The sequence below is a fragment of the Lentzea jiangxiensis genome (genome assembly GCF_900104175.1).
In the GTDB taxonomy this organism is placed as follows: Bacteria; Actinomycetota; Actinomycetes; order Mycobacteriales; family Pseudonocardiaceae; genus Lentzea; species Lentzea jiangxiensis.
Window position 1 is genome coordinate 627,702 of the sequence record NZ_FNIX01000001.1, and the last position, 23,564, is coordinate 651,265.

General features: G+C 70.8%; 18 protein-coding genes and 1 pseudogene. 13 read left to right on the forward strand and 6 right to left on the reverse strand.

The genetic code is table 11. The features are described 5' to 3' along the window. The first annotated feature begins 21 nt into the window (after positions 1-21). Positions 22-708, forward strand: coding sequence for an NUDIX hydrolase (locus BLQ91_RS03255; RefSeq protein ID WP_245733047.1), 687 nt, complete (start codon positions 22-24; stop codon positions 706-708). 352 nt (positions 709-1,060) lie between these two features. On the opposite strand, the gene BLQ91_RS03260 is transcribed toward BLQ91_RS03255, so the two are convergent. After that, positions 1,061-2,068: a Gfo/Idh/MocA family protein gene (locus BLQ91_RS03260; RefSeq protein WP_090095031.1), complete on the reverse strand. Its 1,008-nt coding sequence runs from the start codon at positions 2,066-2,068 to the stop codon at positions 1,061-1,063. Between the two features lie 197 nt (positions 2,069-2,265). On the opposite strand from BLQ91_RS03260, the gene BLQ91_RS03265 reads away from it, so the two are divergent. Together BLQ91_RS03265 and metX are read left to right on the forward strand one after the other, a co-directional pair. Next, a complete protein-coding gene (locus BLQ91_RS03265; protein ID WP_090095032.1) occupies positions 2,266-3,552 on the forward strand; it encodes a bifunctional o-acetylhomoserine/o-acetylserine sulfhydrylase in 1,287 nt (428 codons plus the stop codon). Beyond that, positions 3,552-4,565: a homoserine O-acetyltransferase MetX gene (gene metX / locus BLQ91_RS03270; protein ID WP_090095033.1), complete on the forward strand. Its 1,014-nt coding sequence runs from the start codon at positions 3,552-3,554 to the stop codon at positions 4,563-4,565. Before BLQ91_RS03265 ends, metX begins: the two co-directional genes overlap by 1 nt. On the opposite strand, the gene BLQ91_RS03275 is transcribed toward metX, so the two are convergent. Then, a complete protein-coding gene (locus BLQ91_RS03275; RefSeq protein ID WP_090095034.1) occupies positions 4,528-5,214 on the reverse strand; it encodes a TioE family transcriptional regulator in 687 nt (228 codons plus the stop codon). The two genes, metX and BLQ91_RS03275, sit on opposite strands and share 38 nt — an antisense overlap. Positions 5,215-5,292: 78 nt before the next feature. On the opposite strand from BLQ91_RS03275, the gene BLQ91_RS03280 reads away from it, so the two are divergent. Then, entirely contained in the window at positions 5,293-6,408 is a 1,116-nt protein-coding gene (locus BLQ91_RS03280) for an erythromycin esterase family protein (protein ID WP_090095035.1), read from the forward strand. Here the strand turns inward: BLQ91_RS03280 and BLQ91_RS03285 are convergent. After that, entirely contained in the window at positions 6,380-6,886 is a 507-nt protein-coding gene (locus BLQ91_RS03285; protein ID WP_090095036.1) for a hypothetical protein, read from the reverse strand. The two genes, BLQ91_RS03280 and BLQ91_RS03285, sit on opposite strands and share 29 nt — an antisense overlap. A 120-nt stretch (positions 6,887-7,006) precedes the next feature. On the opposite strand from BLQ91_RS03285, the gene BLQ91_RS03290 reads away from it, so the two are divergent. The 4 genes from BLQ91_RS03290 to BLQ91_RS42420 are packed head-to-tail and all read left to right on the forward strand — an operon-like array spanning position 7,007 to position 10,551. Beyond that, on the forward strand, positions 7,007-8,125 hold the full coding sequence (locus BLQ91_RS03290) for a sensor histidine kinase (protein WP_090095037.1): 1,119 nt from the start codon (positions 7,007-7,009) through the stop codon (positions 8,123-8,125). Then, a complete protein-coding gene (locus BLQ91_RS03295) occupies positions 8,122-8,775 on the forward strand; it encodes a response regulator (protein ID WP_090095038.1) in 654 nt (217 codons plus the stop codon). The genes BLQ91_RS03290 and BLQ91_RS03295 overlap by 4 nt, the downstream gene beginning before the upstream one ends. Positions 8,776-8,827: 52 nt before the next feature. Then, complete coding sequence (locus BLQ91_RS03300; protein ID WP_090095039.1) at positions 8,828-9,532, forward strand: alpha/beta hydrolase; 705 nt, start codon at positions 8,828-8,830, stop codon at positions 9,530-9,532. Then, positions 9,529-10,551 (forward strand): acyltransferase family protein, encoded by a 1,023-nt coding sequence (locus tag BLQ91_RS42420; protein ID WP_245733048.1) that lies wholly within the window; start codon positions 9,529-9,531, stop codon positions 10,549-10,551. The genes BLQ91_RS03300 and BLQ91_RS42420 overlap by 4 nt, the downstream gene beginning before the upstream one ends. Positions 10,552-11,920: 1,369 nt before the next feature. On the opposite strand, the pseudogene BLQ91_RS43575 reads toward BLQ91_RS42420, so the two are convergent. Beyond that, positions 11,921-12,382: pseudogene (locus BLQ91_RS43575) on the reverse strand (hypothetical protein); the annotation flags it as partial. A gap of 118 nt (positions 12,383-12,500) precedes the next feature. Further along, the gene (locus BLQ91_RS03310; protein ID WP_090095041.1) at positions 12,501-13,073 is read right to left on the reverse strand and encodes an SACE_7040 family transcriptional regulator; all 573 of its coding nucleotides are present in this window, start codon (positions 13,071-13,073) and stop codon (positions 12,501-12,503) included. Between the two features lie 467 nt (positions 13,074-13,540). Between BLQ91_RS03310 and BLQ91_RS03315 the strand changes: the two genes are divergently transcribed. The 5 genes from BLQ91_RS03315 to BLQ91_RS03335 all read left to right on the forward strand — a co-directional run bounded on the left by BLQ91_RS03315 (position 13,541) and on the right by BLQ91_RS03335 (position 21,988). Then, a complete protein-coding gene (locus tag BLQ91_RS03315; protein ID WP_090095042.1) occupies positions 13,541-14,326 on the forward strand; it encodes an SGNH/GDSL hydrolase family protein in 786 nt (261 codons plus the stop codon). A gap of 138 nt (positions 14,327-14,464) precedes the next feature. Then, positions 14,465-16,054 carry a carboxyl transferase domain-containing protein gene (locus BLQ91_RS03320; protein WP_090095043.1) on the forward strand — a complete coding sequence of 530 codons (1,590 nt, stop codon included), beginning with the start codon at positions 14,465-14,467 and terminating at the stop codon, positions 16,052-16,054. A 2-nt stretch (positions 16,055-16,056) separates the two neighbouring features. Next, the gene (locus BLQ91_RS03325; protein WP_090095952.1) at positions 16,057-17,973 is read left to right on the forward strand and encodes an acetyl/propionyl/methylcrotonyl-CoA carboxylase subunit alpha; all 1,917 of its coding nucleotides are present in this window, start codon (positions 16,057-16,059) and stop codon (positions 17,971-17,973) included. A gap of 5 nt (positions 17,974-17,978) precedes the next feature. Next, positions 17,979-19,133: an acyl-CoA dehydrogenase family protein gene (locus BLQ91_RS03330; RefSeq protein ID WP_090095953.1), complete on the forward strand. Its 1,155-nt coding sequence runs from the start codon at positions 17,979-17,981 to the stop codon at positions 19,131-19,133. A gap of 119 nt (positions 19,134-19,252) precedes the next feature. Beyond that, on the forward strand, positions 19,253-21,988 hold the full coding sequence (locus BLQ91_RS03335) for a type 1 periplasmic-binding domain-containing protein (RefSeq protein WP_090095044.1): 2,736 nt from the start codon (positions 19,253-19,255) through the stop codon (positions 21,986-21,988). Here BLQ91_RS03335 and BLQ91_RS03340 read toward each other — a convergent pair. Beyond that, positions 21,985-23,520 carry an acyl-CoA dehydrogenase family protein gene (locus BLQ91_RS03340; protein ID WP_090095045.1) on the reverse strand — a complete coding sequence of 512 codons (1,536 nt, stop codon included), beginning with the start codon at positions 23,518-23,520 and terminating at the stop codon, positions 21,985-21,987. The two genes, BLQ91_RS03335 and BLQ91_RS03340, sit on opposite strands and share 4 nt — an antisense overlap. Positions 23,521-23,564 lie beyond the last annotated feature (44 nt).

A 23,564-nucleotide genomic window follows, 5' to 3' on the forward strand; every position in this document is an offset into this window, starting at 1 on the left:
GATAAGCCTATGCTCTGTGTCGTGTACTCGCCAAGTGATTTCCCTCCCTTCGCGGTCACGGTCGACCTCGTGGTGCTGACCGTGCGGGCGGACGCGCTGTGCGCGCTGCTGGTCAGGAGGGGGGAGGCGCCGTTCCGGGGGCGGTGGGCGCTACCCGGCGGGTTCGTGCAGGTCACCGAGTCGGTGGATGCCGCCGCCGCCCGCGAGCTGGTCGAGGAGACCGGGGTGTCCGGGCTGCACCTCGAGCAGCTGGGGACCTACGGGGAACCTCGGCGGGATCCCCGGATGCGGGTCGTCTCCGTCGCCTACCTGGCGTTGGCGCCTGACCTGCCCGTGCCGGTGGCCGGGACCGATGCCGCCGCGGCGTCCTGGGTTCCGGTGGCGGAGGTGTCGTCGCTGGCCTTCGATCACTCGGTGATCCTGGGGGACGGGGTGGAGCGGGCCCGGGCCAAGCTGGAGTACACGTCGCTGGGGACCGAGTTCTGCCCCGCCGAGTTCACGGTGGCCGAACTGCGGCGGGTCTACGAGGTGGTCTGGGGCGTGTCGCTGGACGCCCGGAACTTCCACCGGAAGGTGACGGGGGTGGAGGGGCTGCTGGAGGCGACCGGGAGGAGCACCTCCCGGGACGGGGGACGGCCGGCTGCTCTGTACCGGCGAGGGGCGGCTTCGGTGTTGCACCCGCCGTTGGTTCGGGGGGTTGGGGCGTGAGGTTGGGGGCTTCGGGTCGTCGGGTCGGTTTGCGTTGGTGGGGTGGCTTCGCCACCAGTCGAGTCAGGAGTGGGCCACCTCTGAGAAGGGGTGTCACGACTCGTGACGAAGCCACCCCACCCGAGGTGTCCGGAAAAGACGGCTCGGCTTCGTCTTCGCGGTGGTCCGGCCTCAGCGCTGCTCGCCTGCGGCCTCGTCCCGCCCCCGTCGCGCGTCAGCCTCGCCCCGGCCCCACCTCGCGTCGGCTCTCGGCCTTCGCTCTCGGGTTCGCCGGAGTGTCAGACCTCGTCGCTGAGTTGGGTCGCGGGGGTCCCGGGTCCAAAGGGGACCCCCGCGCGAGCGTGCGCGGGGGTCAGAGGCGGACGGAGTCGCCTGTCGCGGCGGACTGCTTGGCTGCCTCGATGATCTCCAGGCCCGTGACGGCGTCCTGTGGTGAGACGGGGGCCTCGCCTGCGGCTACTGCGGCGTAGAAGGCTTGGTAGGCGCCTGGTTCTGTGCGGTGGGGTTTGCCGCCGAGGGTGCCCCAGGCCGACTCGGGTTCTTCGCCCCAGCCCGGGCCGGCCGGGGTGTCGCCCGCTTTGAGGCGGTCTTCCTGGGGGTCCATGCCGTACTTCACGTAGGCGGCGTCGTGGCCCAGCACGCGGAAGCGCGGGCCGAGGTCTGCCGCCAGCGCGCTCATCCAGAGGTGGGAGCGGACGCCGCCCTCGTGCTGCAGGGAGAGGAAGACGTCGTCGTCCGCCTTGGCGCGGGGACGGACGGTGGCGATTTCCGCGTGGACCGACGTCGGGCGGCCGAAGAGGGCCACGGACTGGTCCACGAGGTGGGTGCCGAGGTCGAAGAGGATGCTGCCGAGGTCGGCCGGGTCGCCGGATTCCTTCCACGAGGACTTGATCTCCGGGCGGTAGCGCTCGAAGCGGGACTCGAACCTGTGGACCGTGCCCAGGGCGTTGTCGGCGAGGAGGCGGCGGACCGTCAGGAAGTCGCCGTCCCAGCGGCGGTTGTGGAACGGGACGAGCATCAGGCCGCGTGCGGCTGCGATCGAGGCCAGGGCTCTCGCTTCCATCGCCGAGCCCGCGAAGGGCTTGTCGACCACGACGTTGAGGCCGTGTTCGAGGACCTGGCGGGCGTGGGTCGCGTGGAAGCGGTTCGGGGTCGTGATGACGACCAGGTCGAAGTCGCCGGCCCAGACCTCGTCGAGGGAGGACAGCAGGCGGGCCGCGGGGTAGCGCTCGGCCACCTCTGCCTGGCGCCGGGGGTTCGAGGTGACGACGGCCGAGAGCTCCAGGCCCTCGGTTGCCTCGATGAACGGGGCGTGGAAGGCGGCCCCACCTAGTCCGTAGCCGACGAGAGCTGTGCGCATGCGATCAGCCTATGCGGTCTCACCTGTTGGACGGGGTGTCCACAGGACCGTGTGGCCCCTTACATTCGTCAACTATGACCATGCCGCTGGTTAGCCGACGCCACGTCGATTACGTGCGCGTCACCAGCATGGCCTGTCGTTGCTCTCGTTGATCCCGGCCCTCTCCCAGCAGTCAACGAACGTTCTGGAGCACAGCCATGTCCTGGTCCTTTGAGACGACGCAGATCCACGCGGGCGCCGCGCCCGACCCGGCCACCGGCGCCCGCGCCACGCCGATCTACCAGACCACCTCCTACGTCTTCCGGGACACGCAGCACGGTGCGGACCTGTTCGCGCTCGCCGAGCCCGGGCACATCTACACGCGCATCAACAACCCCACGCAGGACGTTCTGGAGCAGCGGGTCGCCGCCCTCGAAGGGGGCGTGGCGGCCGTCGCCTTCGCGTCCGGGTCGGCTGCCGGGACCGCGGCGATCCTGAACCTCGCGCGGGCCGGGGACCACCTCGTGTCCAGCGCCTCGTTGTACGGCGGCACGTACAACCTGTTCCACTACACGTTGCCGAAGCTGGGCATCGAGGTGTCCTTCGTGGACGATCCCGACGACCTGGACGCGTGGCAGGCCGCGGTGCGGCCGAACACCAAGCTGTTCTTCGGCGAGACGCTCGCGAACCCGCGCAGCCACGTGCTCGACGTCGAGGGTGTCGCCGGGGTCGCGCACGCGAACCAGGTGCCGCTGATCGTCGACAACACGGTGCCCACGCCCTACCTGCTGCGGCCGTTGGAGCACGGCGCGGACATCGTCATCCACTCCGCCACGAAGTACTTGGGCGGCCACGGCACGGCCATCGCCGGTGTGGTCGTCGACGGCGGCAAGTTCGAGTACGGCGCCGAGAAGTTCCCCGACTTCCACGAGCCCGACCCCAGCTACAACGGCCTGCGGTACTGGCCGGTGCTCGGCCACGGTGCCTTCGCGGCCAAGCTGCGGGTGCAGGGGCTGCGGGACACGGGTGCGGCCATCGCCCCGCTGACCAGCTTCCTGGTGATCCAGGGCATCGAGACGCTGTCGCTGCGCATCGAGCGGCACGTGCAGAACGCGCAGGCGCTCGCGGAGTGGCTGGAAGGGCGCGACGAGGTCGAGAAGGTCCACTACGCGGGCCTGCCGTCGTCGCCGTTCCACGCCAACGCGCGGAAGTACCTGCCGAAGGGCGCCGGCGCGGTCGTCAGCTTCGAGCTGCGCGGCGGGGTCGCGGCGGGGCGGGCGTTCGTGGACGGCACGAGCCTGTTCAGCCAGCTGGTGAACATCGGTGACGTGCGGTCGCTGATCGTGCACCCGGCTTCGACGACGCACAGCCAGCTCTCACCCGAGGAGCAGGTCGTCACGGGTGTCACGCCCGGTCTGGTGCGCCTCTCGGTCGGGCTGGAGGGGCTCGAGGACCTCAAGGCGGACCTGGAGGCGGGCTTCACCGCGGCGAAGTCCGAGTTGTAGTGGGCGGCTGGCGCTTCGGCGACCCCAACGGCCGGCGGAAGTGGTTCAGCCACACCGAGTCGTTCGCGGGGCTGCCGGGTTTCCAGCTCGCGTACGAGACGTGGGGGACCTTGAACGCGGAGGCCTCCAACGCGGTGCTCGTGCTTCACGCCCTCACCGGTGACAGCCACGTCGCCGGGGGCGTGGAGCCGGGCCACCCCACGCCGGGCTGGTGGAACTCCCTGATGGGAGAGGGAAAACCGCTCGACGGGTCGTTCGTGGTCGCGCCGAACGTGCTGGGCGGCTGCCAGGGCAGCACCGGACCCTGGCAGTACCCCGAGTTCCCCGGCATCACGATCCGCGACCAGGTCGCGGCCGAGGTGCACCTCGCCGACTACCTCGGCATCGAGCGGTGGGCCGCGGTGCTCGGCGGGTCGATGGGCGGGATGCGCGCGGTCGAGTGGGCGGTGAGCCGCCCCGAACGGGTGAAGTCGTTGCTGGTGCTGGCGACGACGGCGGCGGCGTCGGCGGAGCAGATCGCGCTCGCGTCCGCGCAGGTGCACGCGATCAGGGCCGATCCCGTCGGGGGGTTGGGGGTCGCGCGCCGGATCGCGCACATCAGCTACCGCAGCGAGCAGGAGCTGCAGGCCCGGTTCGGCAGGAGGAAGCAGGAGGACGGGCGGTTCGAGGTCGAGTCCTACCTGGACCACCACGCGGCGAAGCTCACCGGGAGGTTCGACGCGGCCAGCTACGTCACGCTCACCGAGGCGATGAACTCGCACGACGTCGGGCGTGGCCGGGGCGGTGTCCAGGCGGCGTTGCGGCGGGTCACGGCGCGCACGATCGTCGCGGGCGTGGACTCGGACCGGCTCTACCCCTTGGCGCAGCAACGGGAACTGGCGGCGGGCATCCCCGGCGCCGACGAGCTCAGGGTGATCGAGTCGCCGTACGGGCACGACGCGTTCCTGGTCGAGAGCGAGCAGGTGGGCGCTCTCGTCACGGAACTGGTGCCCGTGCGGTCAGGTACTCGTTGAGCCGCGCGGAGGCGGCGAGCATCGCGAGGCCCTGCGCTCTCAGGCGGTGTCGCCAGTCGGCGAGGGCGGCACCCAGCGTGCCGGTGCCGCCCGCCGTCCGGATCTGCTCGACCACCAAGGCGATGCGCGCCAGCGGGTAGCCGCCGCGCCGCAGCAGGTGGGCGAGCTCGGCGTCGCGCACGTCCTCGGCGCGGAACACGCGGTAGCCGGTGGGTTCCCTGGGCGGGACGAGGATTCCGGCCTGCTCCCACGAGCGCAGCGTCGCGGGGGTGACGTCGAGGCGGCGGTCCAGCTCGCCGATCGAGCGCGGCCGCGGAGCCGGTTCGAAGTCGGCCAGGTCCCGCACGGCGTTGCTGACCGAGTCGAGCGTCGCGCGGTCGCGCAGGAGCTGTTCGTGACCGCGGTCGACGGCCAGCAGCACGTCGTCGACCGCGCCGGCGTGCACGGCGTTCATGATCTGGCCCGCGCGGAGGTGGCCGAACGCCGGGACCAACGCGAGGAACGCGCGCAACGCGGCGGCGTGGACCTCGGTGTAGACGCGGTAGCCCGACGGCGTGCGCTCGGCGGGCGGGAGGAACCCGGACCGCTCGTAGTTGCGCACCGCCTGGGTCGAGATGCCGTGCTCGCGGGCGAGGTCAGCTGGGCGCACGTTGAGACTTTAGCGGCCCACTCCAGCCCTAACTGGATAAAAGCTTCAACGGAGCTTTCAATGTTACGGTTGAACCACATGAGCCAGGACATTCGCGAGTTCATCACCCCCTTCACCGAGCTGCTGGGATTCGGCGAGCCGACCCACCTCGAGCACGCCCACACGTGGATCCGCAATGAGCTGTTCGAGCAGCTGGCGGGCCTGGGCTTCCGCTCGATCGCGCTGGAGAGCTGCCGGATCCGGGGGCTGGCCGTCGACGACTTCGTCCACGGCGGACCGGGCGACCTCGACACGATCATGAAGGAGGGCTTCTCCCACTCGTTCGGCGAGAACTGGCCCGCCAACCGCGAGCTCGTGCAGTGGATGCGCGAGTACAACTCGGACAAAGCGCCGCAGGAGCAGCTGTCGTTCCACGGCTTCGACTTCCAGGGCGAGACGGCCAGCGCGCCCAGCCCGCGCCCGTACCTCGAACACGCGCGCGACCACCTCGGCGAGGACGTCGACCTCACGATCGACGACGAGGAGTGGAGCCGCGACGAGGCCGTCCTGGACCCCGCCCGGTCACCGGGGCGGTCGGCGGAGGCCGTCAGGCTGCGTGAGATCGGCACAGGGATGCTCATGCGGCTGCACGAGCGGAAGAGCACCGACGAGGCGTGGGCGCGCGCTGAGACGTACCTGACGGCCGGTCTGAGCCTCCTGCAGTACCACCGGGAGTGCGCGGAACCGAACCCGCTGGGCGTGCGCCTCAACCGCCTGTGCCAGATGCGCGACGGCGTGATGGCGCGGAACCTGCTGGAGATCCGGCGCGCCGAGGCGGCGAAGGGTCCGACGTTCGTGTTCGCGCACAACGCCCACCTGCAGCGCACCGGCAGTTCGATGGAGATGGCGGGCGAACGGGTCGAGTGGCTCTCCGCGGGCGCGCTCGTCGCGCCGATCCTCGGTGACCGGTACACGGTCATCGGTGGCACCCTCGGCCGCAACGACACCTTCGGGCTGGGCGAACCGGACGGGGCGACCCTGGAAGGGCAGTTGCAGGGCCGGTTCACCACCTGGGGCGTCACCGCCGACAAGCCGCGCGGCACGACCCGCACCGACGCGAGGCCGGAGATGGGCTACTTCCCGCTCGACCAGCACCTGATGGACGGTGTGGACGCGCTGCTGCACGTCAGGGTTGGTCGTCCAGTGACGAGGTGATCCACGAGGCGACGGGCAGGTCGCGCGTCTCGCACTCGATCGCCAGCTTCAACGTCCACCGCAGGGCTTGCAGCACCACGGTCGCGAGCTCCTGCGGCTGGCCGTTGGCGAGGGCGATCTCGATCTGCTCCGACGCCGCGTCCTGGTCGCCGTGCACCTCGGCCAGCAACGCGCGGATCGCGGTGCGCACGGGCGGGTCCGCGTCGTCGATCTGGACCTCGTTGCCCTCCTCGTCGAACACCTGCATCTTCACCGGGGTCGCGCCGCCGGAGCCGAGCTCGCTCACCATGCTGCTGCACTCGGCGAACAGCAGGAGCACCAGCTCACGGATCTCCTCGTTGCCCTCGGGCGACCCGCTGAGGTACCCGGTCACGAGGTCCACCGCCACAGCGTCTTCCCCGGCCCTGGCGGCAGCCAGCGCCTCACCGGCCACGGCGGTGAGCCGTGACCAGCGATCTGGATCCTGTGGTGGTTTCACAGGTACTGCCTACCGCGCGGTGTCACGCGTTCGCAATGCCCCATCTTGATCAGAGTCATACCGGGGTATGTCACTCCGCAGGTCAATGTGCAAATTCGCGGCTCCACCTAGCATCGGCTGGTGTTCCGCGCGCTGTACCGAACCGTTCTGGGTCCCGACCGCACCCGAGTGCTGGCCAGGGCGCTCGGCCGGCTGCGCATCCCGGTGCACGCGGCGTTGATCGTCTACGCCTTCGCGTGGGCGGTCGTCGCGAGCGCCGGCTACGTGCGCCAGGAGGACTCCGACGGCTGGTGGGTGGTCGTCTTCCTGGCGACGCTGGTGCCGTACGTGCTGCTGATCTGGTCGCCCCTGCTCGCCTGGCGAGTGGCCGCGCTGATGTTCTACGTGGTGAGCCTGCTGTGCAGCGGTGAGGGAGCCGCCCCCTTCCAGTACTGGACGGCGATCCCGCTCCTCGTGGCAGTCGCTGCCTTCTACTCGCGGCCGATCGTGATCAGCGCCACGCTGGTCAGCATGGGCGTGGTCGTGGCCTCCGAGCCGCAGGCCGCGGACATGGCGTTCTTCGTGCCGATCATTTGCACCGTGGTGTACCTCTTCGGCGCGCGGGGCAGGGCGGAACGCGAGCTCGAGGAGGAGCGGGACGCCAAGGCCGCGCTCGAGGAACGCGCCCGCATCGCGCGCGAGATGCACGACGTGGTGGCGCACCACATGTCGATGGTGGTGGTCAGGTGCGAGACCGCGCCTTACCGCCTCAGCGGCCTGGGCGAGGACGCGGAGAAGGAGTTCGCCGAACTCGGCGAGGCCGCGCGTGAGGCGATCACCGACATGCAACGGCTGTTGGGCGTGCTGCGCGGCAACGGGGAGGTCGCGCAACGCGAACCGCAGCCGGGCATCAGCCGCATCCCCGAGCTGGCGAGGCCCGGTGACTCCGCCGAGGTCGACGTGGACGACGTTCCGGAGGCGGTCGGCCTCACCGCGTACCGGATCGTGCAGGAGGCGCTCACGAACGCGACCAGGCACGCGCCCGGCTCCCGCGCGTCCGTCCACGTGCGCCGCGACGGCGACCGGCTGGACGTGCTGGTGCGCAACACCGCGGGCGGACCGTCCCGGGGTGGCGGCAGCGGGCAGGGTCTGGTGGGGATGCGGGAACGCGTGGCCGTGCACGGTGGCACGCTGACCGTGAAGTCGACCGAGGACGGCGGGTTCCTGGTCAGGGCGAGAATTCCGTTGGGGGACAAGTGATCAGGGTGGTCGTGGTGGACGACCAGGAGATGGTGCGCGAAGGGTTCTCCGCGCTGCTGGACGCGCAGGACGACATCGAAGTGGTCGGTGCGGCGGGCGACGGGGTGCAGGGCGTCGCGTTGGCGCGTACGGTCAAACCCGACGTCGTGCTGATGGACATCCGCATGCCGGAGATGGACGGGCTCACCGCCACCCGGCTGCTGCTGGACGGGTCGGACGACGTCAAGGTCCTCGTGCTGACCACGTTCGACCTCGACGACTACGTCTACGACGCGTTGCAGGCCGGCGCGAGCGGGTTCCTGCTCAAGCACGCACCTGCCCGCGAGCTGCTGGGCGCCGTCCGCGTGGTGGCCGCGGGGGAGGCGCTGCTGGCCCCGTCGATCACCAAGCGCCTGATCGAGGACTTCGTGAAGTCGCGCCGCGGTGAGCGCGTCCGGCCCGCGCAGCTGTCCGTCCTGACCGAACGGGAGACCGAGATCCTCCTGCTGGTCGCGCAGGGCCTGTCGAACTCCGAGATCGCCGCGCACCTCGTGCTGGCCGAGCAGACGGTCAAGACGCACGTGAGCCGCGTGCTGATGAAACTGGGGCTCCGCGACCGCGCCCAGGCCGTCATCGCGGCGTACGAGAGCGGGCTCGTGGTACCGGGGTAATGGCACCGCGGGGTGACGATCCGGGGCCTGTCGACTTCCTAGCTTCTGGGGCATGCGCCGTGCCGTTCTGTTCCTCCTGCTGATCGCCCTGCCGTCGGTCGCCCCGTCGATCGCGCAGTGGCGGTCCGACGTCGCCCGCCGGGTGGCGGTCGTCGGCGACCTGGGCACCGCCCGCGACGTCGTGGTCGTCGTGCCGGGGTCCGACGTGGACGTCGACCGGTTCGACCGCACGATCGGGAGGATGGCGGTCAACCTGCACGAGCAGGCCCGCCGCGACGACCTCGCGGTGATCGCGTGGCTCGGCTACCGGACTCCGCAGGGGCTCGGCGTCGACGCGATGACCGGCTCGCTGGCCCGGCAGGGCGCCGCCGACCTGGTCGACTTCGTGCGCGCGTTGCGGACCGACGCGCGCATCCACGTCTTCGGGCACAGCTACGGCTCGGTGGTCGTCGGACTCGCGGCGCCCGACCTGGACGTGGCGGACATCGTGTTCACCGGCAGCCCCGGCGTGCGCGCCGGTTCCGTGAGCGAACTGGGCACGCGCGCCAAGGTCTGGGCGGTGCGGCTGGACGGCGACTGGATGCGGTTCGTGCCGAACGTCCGGTTGTTCGACCTCGGGCACGGCACCGATCCCGCCTCGGACGGCTTCGGCGCCTCGGTCCTGCGGTTCGGGGGCGGCAAGCACGACACCTACTACGAGCCGGGCAGCGAGACCCTGGCCGCGCTCGTGCGAATCGCCTCGGGGGAGCAGCTGTGAGAAATCCGTTCATCGACGCCGTGCGCGCTATCGCCGTCGTCACCGTCGTGCTCGGCCACTGGCTCGTGACCGCGCTGGTGGACACGCCCACCGGCATGCACATCGACAGCCCTCTCCGGCACTTCTCCGCGTTCACGCCGGTGTCGTGGGTGCTGCAGACGCTGGGCCTGTTCTTCTTCGTGGGCGGGTTCGCGGCCGCGCACTCGAAGACGCCGTTCTTCGTCAGGGTGAAACAGCTCGCCGTGCCCACGTCGCTGATGCTGGCCTGCTGGGCGGCCGTCCTGTTCGGACTGGTGCTGCGCGGGGCCGACCAGGGAACGGCGTGGAACATCGGGTTCCTGGTCACGACGCCGCTGTGGTTCCTGGGCGTCCACCTGGTGCTGCTGGCGATGAAACCGTTGGTGCGCCTGCTGGACGAGCACTCGTGGGGTGTGCTCGTGCCGGTGGTGCTCGTGCTGGTGGTCCCGTACGCGGTGTGGTGGGCGGCCTGGCAGCTCGGGCACTCGCTGGCGCGCAGGAGGATCCCCGGTCCGCCGCTGCTGGTCCTGGGCGTGCTCGGGTACGCGCTGCTGACGACGTTCGGCGGCTACCCGGCGTCGGCGGTCGGCATCCCCGGCGAGGTGGTCTCGAACCTGAACCCGCCGAACTACGCGACGCTCGCGCTGGCGTTCGCGCAGATCGGCCTGGTGCTCACGATCGCGCCGCTGCTGACCAGGCTCGGCACGGCGGCCCCCGTGGCGTGGCTGAACCGGCGGGCGCTGGGGATCTTCCTGGCGCATCAGAGCGCGCTGGTCACCGTGACGCTGGCGCTCAGCGCGTGGGGGCCGTTGCCGGGGCTCCAGCAGCCACCAGATCATCCGGACTGGGTGTGGCAGCGGCTGCTGTGGCTGCCGGTGTGCGCGGCCGTGACCTGGGGATGGCTCCGAGCACTGCGAGGCCGATCGCCACGGCGTGCAGCACCACCACCGGGGGAGTCGGGTCCAGCGCCAGCATCGGCGGTACGCAGGCCAGTGCCGTGAGCAGCCACGGCAGGCGGGTGTCGCAGCTGCCGTGGCGGGCGGTGTGGATCAGGTACCAGCCGAGCAGGAGGTGGATGAGGTTCTGCAACGGGTCGACCGGCAGCAGCACGAGCACCCCGTCGCCGAGGAACCCGCTCACCACGAACCCGAGCACGCCGAGCGTGCCGAACGACACGCCCATGCCCGTCGCGAGGCGCGTGCGGTGCGACTCGTGCACCAGGCGCGGGAACCGGACCAGGCGCCGTTCGAAGCGGTGGAACACGAGCACGAGCGGCACCAGCCCCAGCACCAGCCAGATCGGTGCCTGCGTCAGCCCGAGCAGGCCGACCAGGGCGCCCAGCACGGCCAGGTACGCCAGGTACAACGTCATCGGTGAGCGGCGGGCGAAGTCGACGACGTGCCAGAACGGGCCGTCGAGCCACGTGCTGGCCCGGCCGCGCGCGAGCAGCGCCAGGCAGACCTGGGCCACGCCGAGCACCATCATCGAGCGCGGGTAGCCGCTGAAGAACACCAGAGCGGGCAGCGTGACCGCGCCCAGCGCCGCCGGCACCCGCCGGGACAGCTGCTGCAGCGTGCCGTCGGCGTAGAAGAAGCCGACCTGCTGCATCAGCAGCGCGCCGACGATCAGGTTCACGTACCCGCCGGTCCTCCAGTCCGTCGACGTGCGGGCGACCTCGACGAACAGCGTCACGAGCACCAGCACGAACGGCGTGGCGCGGCGGAGGTGCCGGTGCAGCCACGCGGCGGCGGGCGTGGCGGCCACCGCGAGCAGGTAGACCCCCAGGAACCACAGCGGGTGCGTGATCAACCGGCTGTACTCGTCGACCTCCACGTCCAGCAGGTTCAGTCCCGCGAACAGCACCACCCACAGCAGCACGAACGCCAGCACCGGCCGCAGCAGCCACGACGTCCGGCTGGACACCCAGCACCCGAAGCCGCCCTGGTGCGCCTGCCAGCTGCGCAGGTTCGCGTGCCCGCCGGCGAAGAAGAACAGCGGCACCGCCTGCAACGTCCACAACCAGGGCGTGCCGACGCCTCGCAGGTGCGCGAGCGTCGCCACCGTCTCGCCCAGCACCAGCAGCGCGAGGCTGAACAGCCGCAGGAACGTCGCGTAGCGGTCCTGCTCGGCGTGGGCGAGGACCGGCGGCAGCGAGTTCGCGTCGCCGCGCGGCCCGTCGTCGCGGCGGCGCCCGTGCAGGCGTGCCAGCAGGAGGAACACGACGACGGCGCTGCCGAACGCCCAGGCCACCACGGGCTCGTGGCCCGGCGCGCCCCACCGCTGCCGCCAGGAGTTGAACTTCAAGCCGAGTGCGTAGGTCTCGGCCACCGCGTGGCAGCTCTGCTCGGCGCCGCGCGGGTTCAGCCGGCACTGGGTGTGCAGGTCGGCCGCGAGCCGGTCGTCCAGCGCCTTGCGCGCGTCCGGCCCCAGCGGGTCGCCCTTGTGGTCGGCGTAGCGCAGCAGGTCGTAGCCCAGGTCGTGCGCGCGGCACGCGGTGCCGAAGTCCCACTCCGTGTCCCCGGCGGGTCCGGAACAGCCACCGCCGGCGTCGACGACCCGCAGCGTCCCGTCCGGAGCCGTCACCGTCTTCGGATCGCGCCCCATCTCGCGGGCGAAGTCCGACGGCAGATTCACGTGGGGGTCGTGCGTCGCGGACGGCGACACGAACGCGTCGACGGCGTTGGCCGCGGCGATCACGTCGGCGGTCGGCGGTGTCCCGCCGTCACCGGTGGCGGGACGGGAGGCGATCACCCCGCAGACGAACACCGCGAGCGTGATCACCGTGAACCGGAACCAGGCCGGGAGCCGGAGGAGGAGTTTGCGCGCACCCATCACCGCGCAGGTTACGGAAGGGTCTCGGCCGACCGCCAGTTCGCCAGGTCAGCGGCGTGCCACCCGAAGCTCGGCGGAGGCGGGCCGACGACACCGCGGCCCACCGGCGAGGCCTGCTTCAGGACCTCACGACGGCCGGCGTGAGCGAGGCCAGCGCCATGCGCGACAACAGCGCCGCCATCTGGTCACGGTCGAGATGAGCGCTGTGGGGCGTCGAGTTGATCAACCCGAACACGGCGTGCGCGGCAGCACGAGCCGTCGGCTCGTCGAAGTCCGGCACCGTGTGCCGGATCGTCTCCACCCACACCTCGACGTAGCGGCGTTGCAACGCGCGCACCCGCCGCCGGTCCGGATCCGTGAGGTTCGCGAGGTTGCGCATCTGCACCGTGATGAGCGCGGGATCGTCCAACGCGAAGTCGACGTGCCACCCGATGAGCTCCCGCAACGCCTCATCGGCACTCGTCGCGGCGTCCACCCGGGCCTGCCCGCCGTCGAGCAACCGCTCCGAGATGGACGTCAGCATCTCCCCGAGCATCGCGTCCTTGCTGCGGAAGTGCCGGTACAGCGCGGGCCCGGAGATCCCCACAGCGGCACCGATGTCGTCGATGCCCACGCCGTGGAAGCCGTGCCGCGCGAAGAGCTCAGCCGCGGCGTTGAGGATCTGGTCCCGACGCGAGGGTTTCTCAGCCACCCGCGCAGGTTAGCAGGCGTTTACCTGACGCCTTGGCCCACAACCGGGCCGCCTGGCGAGGCGCACACGAGGTGTCAACCGCAGCCACCAATGCAAGGCGATCAGCCACACACGCAGCCTGACGTGGTGATGCGAAGCGAGCCGGTTGGACCCGGCGCCGCCGGGTGGCGGTCGCCACCCCGGCGCTTCGTCCCGACCTGAGGAACCACCCCCGCAAGGCGGTCCAACCGCGCCGGCGCAACCACTCCGCTGGTGCCGCAACGCATCAACGCAAGCCGTCCCGCACCCGGCGCCACCAACGGCGTCGAAGGCAATCCGGCCGCACACCCCCGTCGTCCGATGGGTGGAATTTCCGCAGGTACAAGCCCCAAATGTTGACTGTTGACCAATACTTCACACAGGTCTTACCCGTGGGTAACGATGAACCCGCACTGCATCAACCCCTGCGGCCCCTTCGGGAGTCTTCGATGCGTCCTGCCCACTTCCTCGCCTCGGTGGTCACCGCCGCCGCGGCGGTCATCGCCCTCGCCGGCCCGGCGAGCGCGGCCCCCGTCAACTACGTGGCCCTCGGCGACTCCTACGCCTCGGGCCTCGGCACCGGCAGCTACGACGGCACCAGCGGCAGCTGCAAGCGCGGCCCGTACGCCTACCCGGCCCTGTACGCCGCGGCGACAGCCCCGGCCAGCTTCAAGTCCGTGGCCTGCTCCGGTGCGCGAACAGGCGACGTCCTCACCCAGACCAACAACCTCACGAGCGCCACGAACCTGGTGACCGTCCAGGTCGGCGGCAACGACGCGGGCTTCACCGACGTGATCACCACCTGCACGTTCGGCTCGGACCAGGACTGCGTCAACCGGGTCAACACGGCCAAGAACTACGCCGCGAACACGCTTCCCGGGCTGCTGAACAACGTCTACGGCACCATCAGGTCGAAGGCCCCGTCTGCGCGCGTGGTCGTGCTCGGCTACCCGCGCATGTACAAGGTGCCGGGCTCCTGCAACGTCGGCCTGAGCGACACCAAGCGCGCCGCGATCAACTCCGGTTCCGACGCCCTGCACAGCACCATCAGCGCGCGGGCGGGTGCGGCCGGGTTCACCTACGTCGACGTGCGCGGGGCGTTCACCGGGCACGAGATCTGCTCGTCGAGCTGGTGGCTCAACAGCCTGAGCTGGCCGGTCGAGGAGTCGTACCACCCGAACCGCGCCGGGCACGCCAGCGGCTACCTGCCCGCGCTGCGGGGTGTCGTCGGCTAGGGAATTCCGGAACGTGGGAGTGCCTGATCAGATGGCTGACCTGCGATCAGGTCACTCTCCGGCCTCTTCGGTGGACCGTCAGGTGAGCGGGCGTTAACATGGCCTTGTTAACGCCCGCTAACCTGAGGTCTGGGGAGCATGGACGCACCTGTCCTGCGCAGCGCCGCCGAGCCGTCGGACCGCTACGCCAAGGAGCACACCGCGCTCGTCGACGAGCTGCGGAGCAAGCTCGCCACCGCCGCTCCAGGCGGTCCCGAGAAGGCACGTCAGCGCCACGTCGACCGCGGCAAGCTGTTGCCCCGCGAACGCGTGGACACGCTGGTCGACCCCGGTTCGCCGTTCCTCGAGCTGTCGCCGCTGGCCGCGAACGGCATGTACGGCGACGAGGCGCCGGCCGCGGGCATCATCACCGGCGTCGGGCGGGTCTCCGGGCGCGAGTGCGTGATCGTCGCGAACGACGCCACGGTCAAGGGCGGCACGTACTACCCGATCACGGTCAAGAAGCACCTGCGCGCGCAGGAAGTGGCGCTGCAGAACAACCTCCCGTGCATCTACCTCGTCGACTCCGGCGGCGCGTTCCTGCCGAAGCAGGACGACGTGTTCCCCGACCGCGAGCACTTCGGCCGGATCTTCTACAACCAGGCCACGATGTCCGCGAAGGGCATCCCGCAGATCGCCGCGGTGCTGGGCTCGTGCACCGCCGGTGGCGCGTACGTGCCGGCGATGAGCGACGAGGCGATCATCGTCCGCAACCAGGGCACGATCTTCCTCGGCGGCCCGCCGCTGGTGAAGGCCGCGACCGGGGAAGTGGTCAGCGCCGAGGACCTCGGCGGCGGCGACCTGCACTCGCGCACGTCCGGCGTCACCGACCACCTGGCGGAGAACGACGCGCACGCGCTGCGGATGGTCCGTTCGATCATCTCGACGCTCGGCCCCCGCGCGCAGCGGCCGTGGGACGTCGCGCCCGTCGAGGCGCCGGTGGTGACGGACGACCTCTACGGCGTCGTGCCGACGGACTCCCGGACGCCCTACGACGTGCGCGAGGTGATCGCGCGGATCGTCGACGGCTCGAAGTTCCAGGAGTTCAAGAAGGAGTACGGGCAGACGCTCGTCACCGGCTTCGCCCGCATCCACGGCCACCCGGTCGGCATCGTCGCGAACAACGGCATCCTGTTCGGCGAGTCCGCGGTCAAGGGCGCGCACTTCATCCAGCTGTGCGACAAGCGGTCCATCCCGCTGGTGTTCCTGCAGAACATCACCGGGTTCATGGTCGGCCGCGAGTACGAGGCAGGCGGTATCGCCAAGCACGGCGCCAAGATGGTGACGGCGGTGGCGTGTGCGCGCGTCCCGAAGTTCACCGTGATCATCGGCGGCAGCTTCGGCGCCGGCAACTACTCGATGTGCGGCCGGGCGTACTCGCCGCGGTTCTTGTGGATGTGGCCCAACGCCCGCATCTCCGTGATGGGCGGCGAGCAGGCGGCGTCCGTGCTCGCGACCGTGCGCCGCGACCAGCTCGGTGACGAGTGGTCAGCGGAGGACGAGGAGGCGTTCAAGGCGCCGATCCGCCAGCAGTACGAGGACCAGGGCAACCCGTACTACTCGACCGCGCGGCTGTGGGACGACGGCGTGATCGACCCGCGGGACACCCGCACGGTGCTCGGCCTCGCGTTGTCCAGCGCGGCCAACGCCCCCATCGACGATGTTTCCTACGGCGTCTTCCGGATGTGATCATGTTCGACAGCGTTCTGGTGGCGAACCGCGGGGAGATCGCGGTCAGGGTGATCCGCGCGCTGCGGTCGCTCGGGATCCGTTCCGTCGCCGTCTACTCCGACGCGGACGCCGAGGCGTTGCACGTCAGGCTGGCCGACGAGGCCGTGCGGATCGGCCCTGCGGCCGCCCGTGAGAGTTACCTGTCCATCGAGAAGATCGTTCAAGCCGCCGTTTCCACCGGTGCGCAAGCAATCCACCCCGGTTATGGCTTCCTCGCCGAGAACACGGCGTTCGCGGCGGCCTGCGATGAGGCGGGGATCGTGTTCGTCGGCCCGCCCGCGTCGGCGATCGAGGCGATGGGCGACAAGATCCGCGCGAAGCTGACGGTGTCGGCGGCGGGCGTTCCCGTGGTGCCGGGCCGCACCCGCGAGAACATGTCCGACGACGAGATCGTCGAGGCCGCCGCCGAGATCGGCTTCCCCGTGCTGCTCAAGCCCTCCGCGGGCGGGGGCGGCAAGGGCATGCGGCTGGTGCACGAGGAGTCCGCGCTGCGCGAGGCGATCGAGTCGGCCCGGCGGGAGGCGCGCGGGTCGTTCGGCGACGACACGCTGCTGATCGAGCGGTTCGTCACGAACCCGCGCCACATCGAGATCCAGGTCCTCGGTGACGCGCACGGCAACGTGGTCCACCTCGGCGAGCGCGAGTGCAGCCTCCAGCGCCGGCACCAGAAGATCATCGAAGAGGCGCCCTCACCGTTCCTCACGCCGGAGATGCGCGAGGCGATGGGCTCCGCGGCGGTCGACGCGGCCAAGTCCGTCGGGTACGTCGGCGCGGGCACCGTCGAGTTCATCGTGGACGGTGCGTCCGGCGACTACTTCTTCATGGAGATGAACACCCGGCTGCAGGTCGAGCACCCGGTGACCGAGATGGTCACGGGCGTCGACCTCGTCGAGTGGCAGCTCCGCGTGGCGTCGGGAGAGGCCCTCGACCTGACCGTCGGGCTGCGAGGCCACTCGGTCGAGGCGCGCGTCTACGCCGAGGACCCGGCGCGCGGCTTCCTGCCGACCGGCGGCCGCGTGCTGGCGCTGAGCGAACCCACCGACGTCCGCGTGGACTCCGGACTGTACGAGGGGCTCGTCGTCGGTTCGGACTACGACCCGATGCTCGCCAAGGTGATCGCGCACGGCCGCACCCGCGAGGAGGCGCTGCGGCGCCTCGACCACGCGCTCGGCGAGATGGTGCTGCTCGGCGTCACGACGAACATCCCGTTCCTGCGCGCACTCCTGCGCGACGAGGACGTCCGCGGCGGCGCCCTGGACACCGGCCTGGTCGAGCGGAAGCTGGACGCGCTGACGACGGCCGAGGTCCCGGACGAGGTCTACGTCGCGGCCGGCCTGGAGCGCTCGCTGCAGCCGCACGGCGACGACCCGTGGGACCAGCTGACCGGCTGGCGCGTCGGCGAGCACGCCTGGACGACCTGGCGGATCAACGACGTCGACGTGCGCGTGCGCGGCGACGAGGTCGTCGTGGGTGCCGGAGAACCGGTCAGGGCGCGCGCTCGCAGGGAAGGCGCCGACCTGCTCGTCGGCTCGCGCCGCTACTCGATGGCCCGCGACGGCGACGTGCTGTGGCTCGGCCGCGACGGAGCCTCCTGGGCGTTGGTCGAGGCCGAGTTCCTCGTCGGCGCCGCCGGTGGTGGTGCCGCCGCCTCGGGCGGCCCGGTGAAGTCCCCGATGCCCGGCACCGTGCTGGTCGTGCGCGCGGAGCAGGGCGGCGAAGTGACCGCCGGTCAAGCGTTGTTCGTGGTCGAGGCCATGAAGATGGAGCACACCGTGACCGCACCGGTCGACGGCGTGCTCGCCGAAGTGAACGTGCAAGCAGGCCAGCAGGTCGCACTCGACCAGGTGCTGGCCCTCGTCGTCTCTCACGAGGAGTGACAGTGGTGTTGGACTTCAGGCTCCCGAGCGAGTACGAGGACCTGCGCAAGACCGTCGAGGAGTTCGCCCGCGAGGAGGTGGCGCCGGTCATCGGCGACTACTACGAGCGCTGCGAGTTCCCGTACCCGATCGTCGCGAAGATGGGGCAGATGGGCCTGCTCGGCCTGCCGTTCCCGGAGGAGCACGGCGGCATGGGCGGCGACTACTTCGCCCTGTGCGTCACGCTGGAGGAGCTCGCGCGCGTCGACTCGTCGGTCGCGATCACGGTCGAGGCGGCCACGTCGCTCGGCGCGATGCCGATCTACCGCTTCGGCACGGACGAGCAGAAGGCGCGGTGGCTGCCTTCCCTGACCTCGGGTGAGATGCTCGGCGCGTTCGGCCTCACCGAGCCCGGTTCCGGTTCGGACGCGGGCGCCCTCGCCACCACCGCCCGCCTCGAAGGCGACGAGTGGGTCATCAACGGCACCAAGGCGTTCATCACGAACTCCGGCACCGACATCACCGGCCTCGTCACCGTCGCCGCCGTCACGGGCACGCTCCCGGACGGCCGCAAGGAGATCTCCTCGATCATCGTCCCGTCCGGCACCCCGGGCTTCACGGTGTCGAAGAAGTACTCCAAGGTCGGCTGGAACGCCTCCGACACCCGTGAGCTGTCCTTCTCCGACTGCCGCGTGCCCGCCGCGAACCTCCTCGGCGAGCGCGGCCGCGGCTTCGCCCAGTTCCTGCGCACGCTGGACGAGGGGCGCGTCGCCATCGCCGCGCTGTCCGTCGGCCTCGCCCAGGGCTGCGTGGACGAGTCGGTCCGCTACGCCCACGAGCGCGAGACCTTCGGCGCGAAGATCGGCACCTACCAGGCGATCCAGTTCAAGATCGCCGAGATGGAGGCCCGCGTCCACACCGCGCGCCTCGCGTACTACGAGGCGGCGTCGAGGATGCTGCGCGGCGAGCCGTTCAAGAAGCAGGCGGCCATCGCGAAGCTCGTGTCGTCCGAGGCGGCGATGGACAACGCCCGCGACGCCACGCAGATCTTCGGCGGCTACGGCTTCATGAACGAGTACCCGGTGGGCCGCTTCTACCGCGACGCCAAGATCCTGGAGATCGGCGAGGGCACGTCCGAGGTGCAGAAGATGCTGATCGCCCGCGAGCTCGGCCTGCGCTGACGCTGGTCCGTTCCAGCCGAATAACTCCAAACCACCGGTTCGGCCCGTTCGGTCCGGCTACCGTCGTTTCCCTCCGCACGAGTGTGAGGGAGCAGATGACAGGTAGCCGGACAGAACCCGTGTTCCCGGGTTCGAACGTTCTCCTCGAGGTCATCCGCGGCCTGTGCGACCGGCCCGGGTTCTTCTACCGGAGCAGGACCGAGGAAGTGGTCGGCGACCAGCCGCTCCCGCTGCTCTACCTGGAGGGCGAAGCCAGTCCGACGGACTTCCTGCACGCACTCGGGCGCAAGCTCGACGAAGGGCGCCCGCCGATCCCGCACGCCTACGTCGACGTGTCCGCGGTCAGCGCGGAGGTCGCCAAGAGGTGGCCGCCGGAGGCGCGGGAGACCGAGCCGCTGCTGCCGTTGCTCGACGTGCTGAGCCACCGGTTGTCGGAGGTCCACGTCGGCAGCGAGCGGCTGACGCGGTTCGACCACTACCGGCTCGTCGACTGGCTCACGAGCAAGCGGCTGCCGCGCAAGCCGGGCCGCGACGACCGGGCGAGCGTCATCGAGCTGCTGCGGCAGTGGACCGGCAGGACCGGGGGCGGCGGCGACGAGCTCAACCGGGCCGTCGACGCGTTCATCCCGAACCTCGTCACGCGGCTGGGGCTCGGGCTCGTCGCGTGGGTCGGCAGCAAGGCGGGGTTCCGCTGGCTCGGCAAGCGCGTGCCGGGGCTGCGGCGCGAGTCCCGGTGGTTCATGAAGGGGCAGAACTTCGCGCTGCCCCACCACTCCATCGAGTTCCTCGGGTTCGCCGAGCGGCTCACCCTCGGCCGGCGCGAGTCGGAGAACACCGGGCAGATCAAGCTGTTGCTCGTGCACGCGTTCCTGGAAGACCTGCGGATCGCGTACCGGCGGCGCTCCCGCTTCCTGCCGCGCAGGGCCGGGTGGCGGCGCACCGCCTACATCCCCGTGCTGCTCGACGGCGTCACGGAGGACAACGGCGGCTGGGAGCTGCTGGAGCTGATCAACGACGTCCGCAACGAGACGGGCGAGCTCGACCCGTTGCTGGTGATCGCGGCCAGCTCGGTGCAGCCCGCCCTGTCGCAGCGGCTCGGGACCGCGCCGGTCGTGCCGGACGAGACCGCGGACGCGCTGGCGACGTGGCGGGAGGAGCTGCCGCGCAAACGGCAGATGCTCGCGCCCGACGCCCGCTACCTCATGATCAGGCTGTCGTTCCCGAGCCCGGACAAGAAGAGGTGGAAGGGCGCGCCCTCGTTCCACGCCGCGCCGGTGCGGTGGCTCGCGAAGTCGCGGCGGCTGGAGGCCATCATCGCGGCGGTGGTCCTGGTGCTGCTGGTGCCGGGGTTCGTGACCGTGCAGAACCACTTCGACGCCAACTGCTCGATCGTCGGCTCCGCGGTCTCGCCCGGTGTGTCGACGAGGCTGATGGAGGTCGAGGGCAACGTCGAGTGCCTCGGCTACAGCGACAACAGCGGCCAGGTGTTCGGTGCGAACGAACGGCTGCGGTGGACGCAGCGGTCGGTCTTCGCGCAGAACGAGGAGGCGGAACGGCTGCGCGCCGGCTCCACACGCCCGCTCGTGACGGTGCTCTACTTCTCGAGCCTCACCCACAGGGACAGCAACCCCGACGCCGACCACTCCAGGGCGGAGGAGCTCGAGGGCATGCTGCTGCGGCAGCGGCAGCAGAACGACAGGTCGAGCTCGGGACCGCTGCTGCGCGTCGTGGTCGCGAACGGCGGCGCGAAGATGGGCCGCGCGCACGACGTGCTGACCGAGATGCTGACCCCGTTGCTGGAGCGGGACGCGGGCATCATCGGCGTGGTCGGGCTCGACCGCAGCGTCGAGCAGACCAGGAAGGTCATCACCTCGCTCGGGTCGCTCGGCGTGCCGACCATCGGCACCACGCTCACCGAGGCGTCGCTGCCGAAGCTCTCCACGATGTACTTCCAGCTGATCCCCGGCAACGTGCGGCAGGCCGACCTCGTCCGGCGCTACGCCCAGCACGTCCGCGCGACCAAGGTGACGATCCACCACCCGAAGCTGCGGCAGGACGACGTCTACCTCGACAACCTGGTCGCCGTCCTGGGGCAGGAGCTCGCCAGGTCGGGCGTGAACTACGAGGCGCGCGAGTGGGCGGGCGGCCCGCAGGAGGTGCCGTCGCAGTGCGTCGAGGACCACTCCGGCGAGCTGGTGTTCTTCGCGGGCCGCGAGGAGCACTTCGGCGAGTTCCTCCAGGCCGTCGGCAGGAACTGCTACGACAAGAACCGCCTGCCGCGCATCCTCGCGGACGACGCGATCATCCGGTTCATCGCGCAGGAGGCCAGCCGCAAGCGCGACTCGCTGGCCGGCATGCGCGTGTCCTACGTGAGCATGGCGGGCCTCGTCGTGCTCGCCGGCAAGCCCTGCGTGGAGGGCAGGCCGGACGAGAGGACGCGCGGCGGCCTGCCCCTCGACGCCTTCTGCGCCGGCTACAGCAAGCTGACCGGGGAGGTCCAGGGCTCCTCGCTGCCCCGCGAGGACAAGCCCGCCAAGCCGTGGCCCGGCGAGCACATGGCGGTCGCCTACGACGCCGCGGGGCTCTTCCTCGACGCCGTCCGCAACGCCCAGGCCCGGCTGGCCGGGCACACGCCGCACCGGGGTGCGATCGGCGGTGAGCTGCGCGAGCTGGAGTTCTTCGGCGCCACCGGGCGCACCGACTTCGCGGTGTCGCGGGTGGGGGAGACGAGGAACTTCACGATCCTCGAGATCGCGGACATCTACGAGTTCGACCAGCAGCCGACGTGCGTGTTCCTGACCGGCGACCTGTACGGGCCGGACTCGCCGCGGCAGGACAACGGCTGTCCTGCCTAGAGCTTCGGCACGGCCCGGTCGATGATCGCGGCGAAGTCGGTCGAGCGGGGGAGCGTGCCGAACGCGACGCCCCAGTCGCCGCCCAGCCGCGAGGCGAGGAACGCGTCCGCCACGGCCGGGTGCCCGTGCCGCACGAGCAGGGCGCCCTGCAGGACCAGGGCCATCTTCTCGACGATCCGGCGCGCCTGCGACTGGTCCACGTCGGACAGCGCGGTGCCCAGTTCGCCCACCGCCCTGTCGATCCGCGCGTCGACGCCGGTGACGGCGGCGAGGAACTCCTGCACGGACTCGGGTTCCTTCCGCACGGCGCGCAGGACGTCGAGCGCGGCGACGTTGCCCGAGCCCTCCCAGATCGACATGAGCGGCGACTCGCGGAACAACCGCGGCATCCCGCTGTCCTCGATGTAGCCGTTGCCGCCCAGGCATTCCAGGGACTCAGCCGCGTGCACCGGGCCGCGCTTGCAAACCCAGTACTTCGTGACCGCGAGGCCGAGCCGGGGCCTGTGCCGGGCGAGCCACATCGCGGTCGTGGTCGCCGCCTCGGACTCGATCGCGAGGTCCGCCAGCACGTTGCGCATGGCGGGCTGGTCGACCAGGTAGCCGCCGAACGCCTTGCGGTGCGCGGCGTGGTGCGCGGCCTGGCGCAGCCCGAGGCGCATGCCCGCCGCCGTGCCCAGGACGCAGTCGAGCCGGGTCATGTTGACCATCTCGATGATCGTGCGCACCCCGCGGCCCTCGTCGCCGACCCGGTGCGCGAACGCCTCGTCGTACTCGATCTCGGCGGAGGCGTTGGACCTGTTGCCCAGCTTGTCCTTCAGGCGTTGCAGGAAGAACCGGTTGCGCGTGCCGTCCGGCAGCACCCGCGGCACCAGGAAGCACGTCAGGCCACCGGGAGCCTGCGCGAGGGTGAGGAACACGTCCGACATCGGCGCCGAGGTGAACCACTTGTGCCCCGTGAGCACGTAGCCGTCCTGGACGGGCTTCGCGACGGTGGTGTTCGAGCGGACGTCCGAGCCGCCCTGCTTCTCCGTCATGGACATGCCGGCGATGAGGCCCCGCTTCGCGAGCGGCGGGCGGAGGCCGAAGTCGTAGGTCCGTGCGGTGAGAAGGGGTTCGTAGGTCGCGGCCAGGTCCGGCGCCGCGCGCAGAGCGGGCACCGCCGCGTAAGTCATCGAGACAGGGCAACCGTGACCGGCCTCGGTCTGGGACCACACGTAGAACCTCGCCGCGCGCTCCAGGTGCCCGCCGTCGACGAAGGCGTGCAAACCGTGCGAAACGGCGACGTTCATCAGATCGTGCCAGGCGGGGTGGAACTCGACCTCGTCGATCCGGTTGCCGTACCGGTCGTGCGTGTGCAGCACGGGCGGGTAGGCGTTGGCGAGGCGGCCGCGTTCCTGCCACTCGTGGCTGCCCGCGAGCCTGCCGAGGGAGTGCAGATCGGCGTCGTCGACCCAGCTGAGCAGGGCGGGGTCGTCCGCGACGTCGTGGCCGCTCAGCGGCGGGACCTGGTTGGTCACCTCGTGCGTAGCCATGCCCGGCACGCTACTACTCGCTGGTAACTTTGGGCAGGGTGCGC

Coding starts and splice junctions, on each gene's coding strand:
- BLQ91_RS03325 (WP_090095952.1), top strand. CDS start 16,057: ATGTTCGACAGCGTTCTGGTGGCGAACCGCGGGGAGATCGCGGTCAGG.
- BLQ91_RS03280 (WP_090095035.1), top strand. CDS start 5,293: ATGAGCCAGGACATTCGCGAGTTCATCACCCCCTTCACCGAGCTGCTG.
- BLQ91_RS03340 (WP_090095045.1), bottom strand. CDS start 23,520: ATGGCTACGCACGAGGTGACCAACCAGGTCCCGCCGCTGAGCGGCCAC.
- BLQ91_RS03260 (WP_090095031.1), bottom strand. CDS start 2,068: ATGCGCACAGCTCTCGTCGGCTACGGACTAGGTGGGGCCGCCTTCCAC.
- BLQ91_RS03300 (WP_090095039.1), top strand. CDS start 8,828: ATGCGCCGTGCCGTTCTGTTCCTCCTGCTGATCGCCCTGCCGTCGGTC.
- BLQ91_RS03315 (WP_090095042.1), top strand. CDS start 13,541: ATGCGTCCTGCCCACTTCCTCGCCTCGGTGGTCACCGCCGCCGCGGCG.
- BLQ91_RS03265 (WP_090095032.1), top strand. CDS start 2,266: ATGTCCTGGTCCTTTGAGACGACGCAGATCCACGCGGGCGCCGCGCCC.
- BLQ91_RS03320 (WP_090095043.1), top strand. CDS start 14,465: ATGGACGCACCTGTCCTGCGCAGCGCCGCCGAGCCGTCGGACCGCTAC.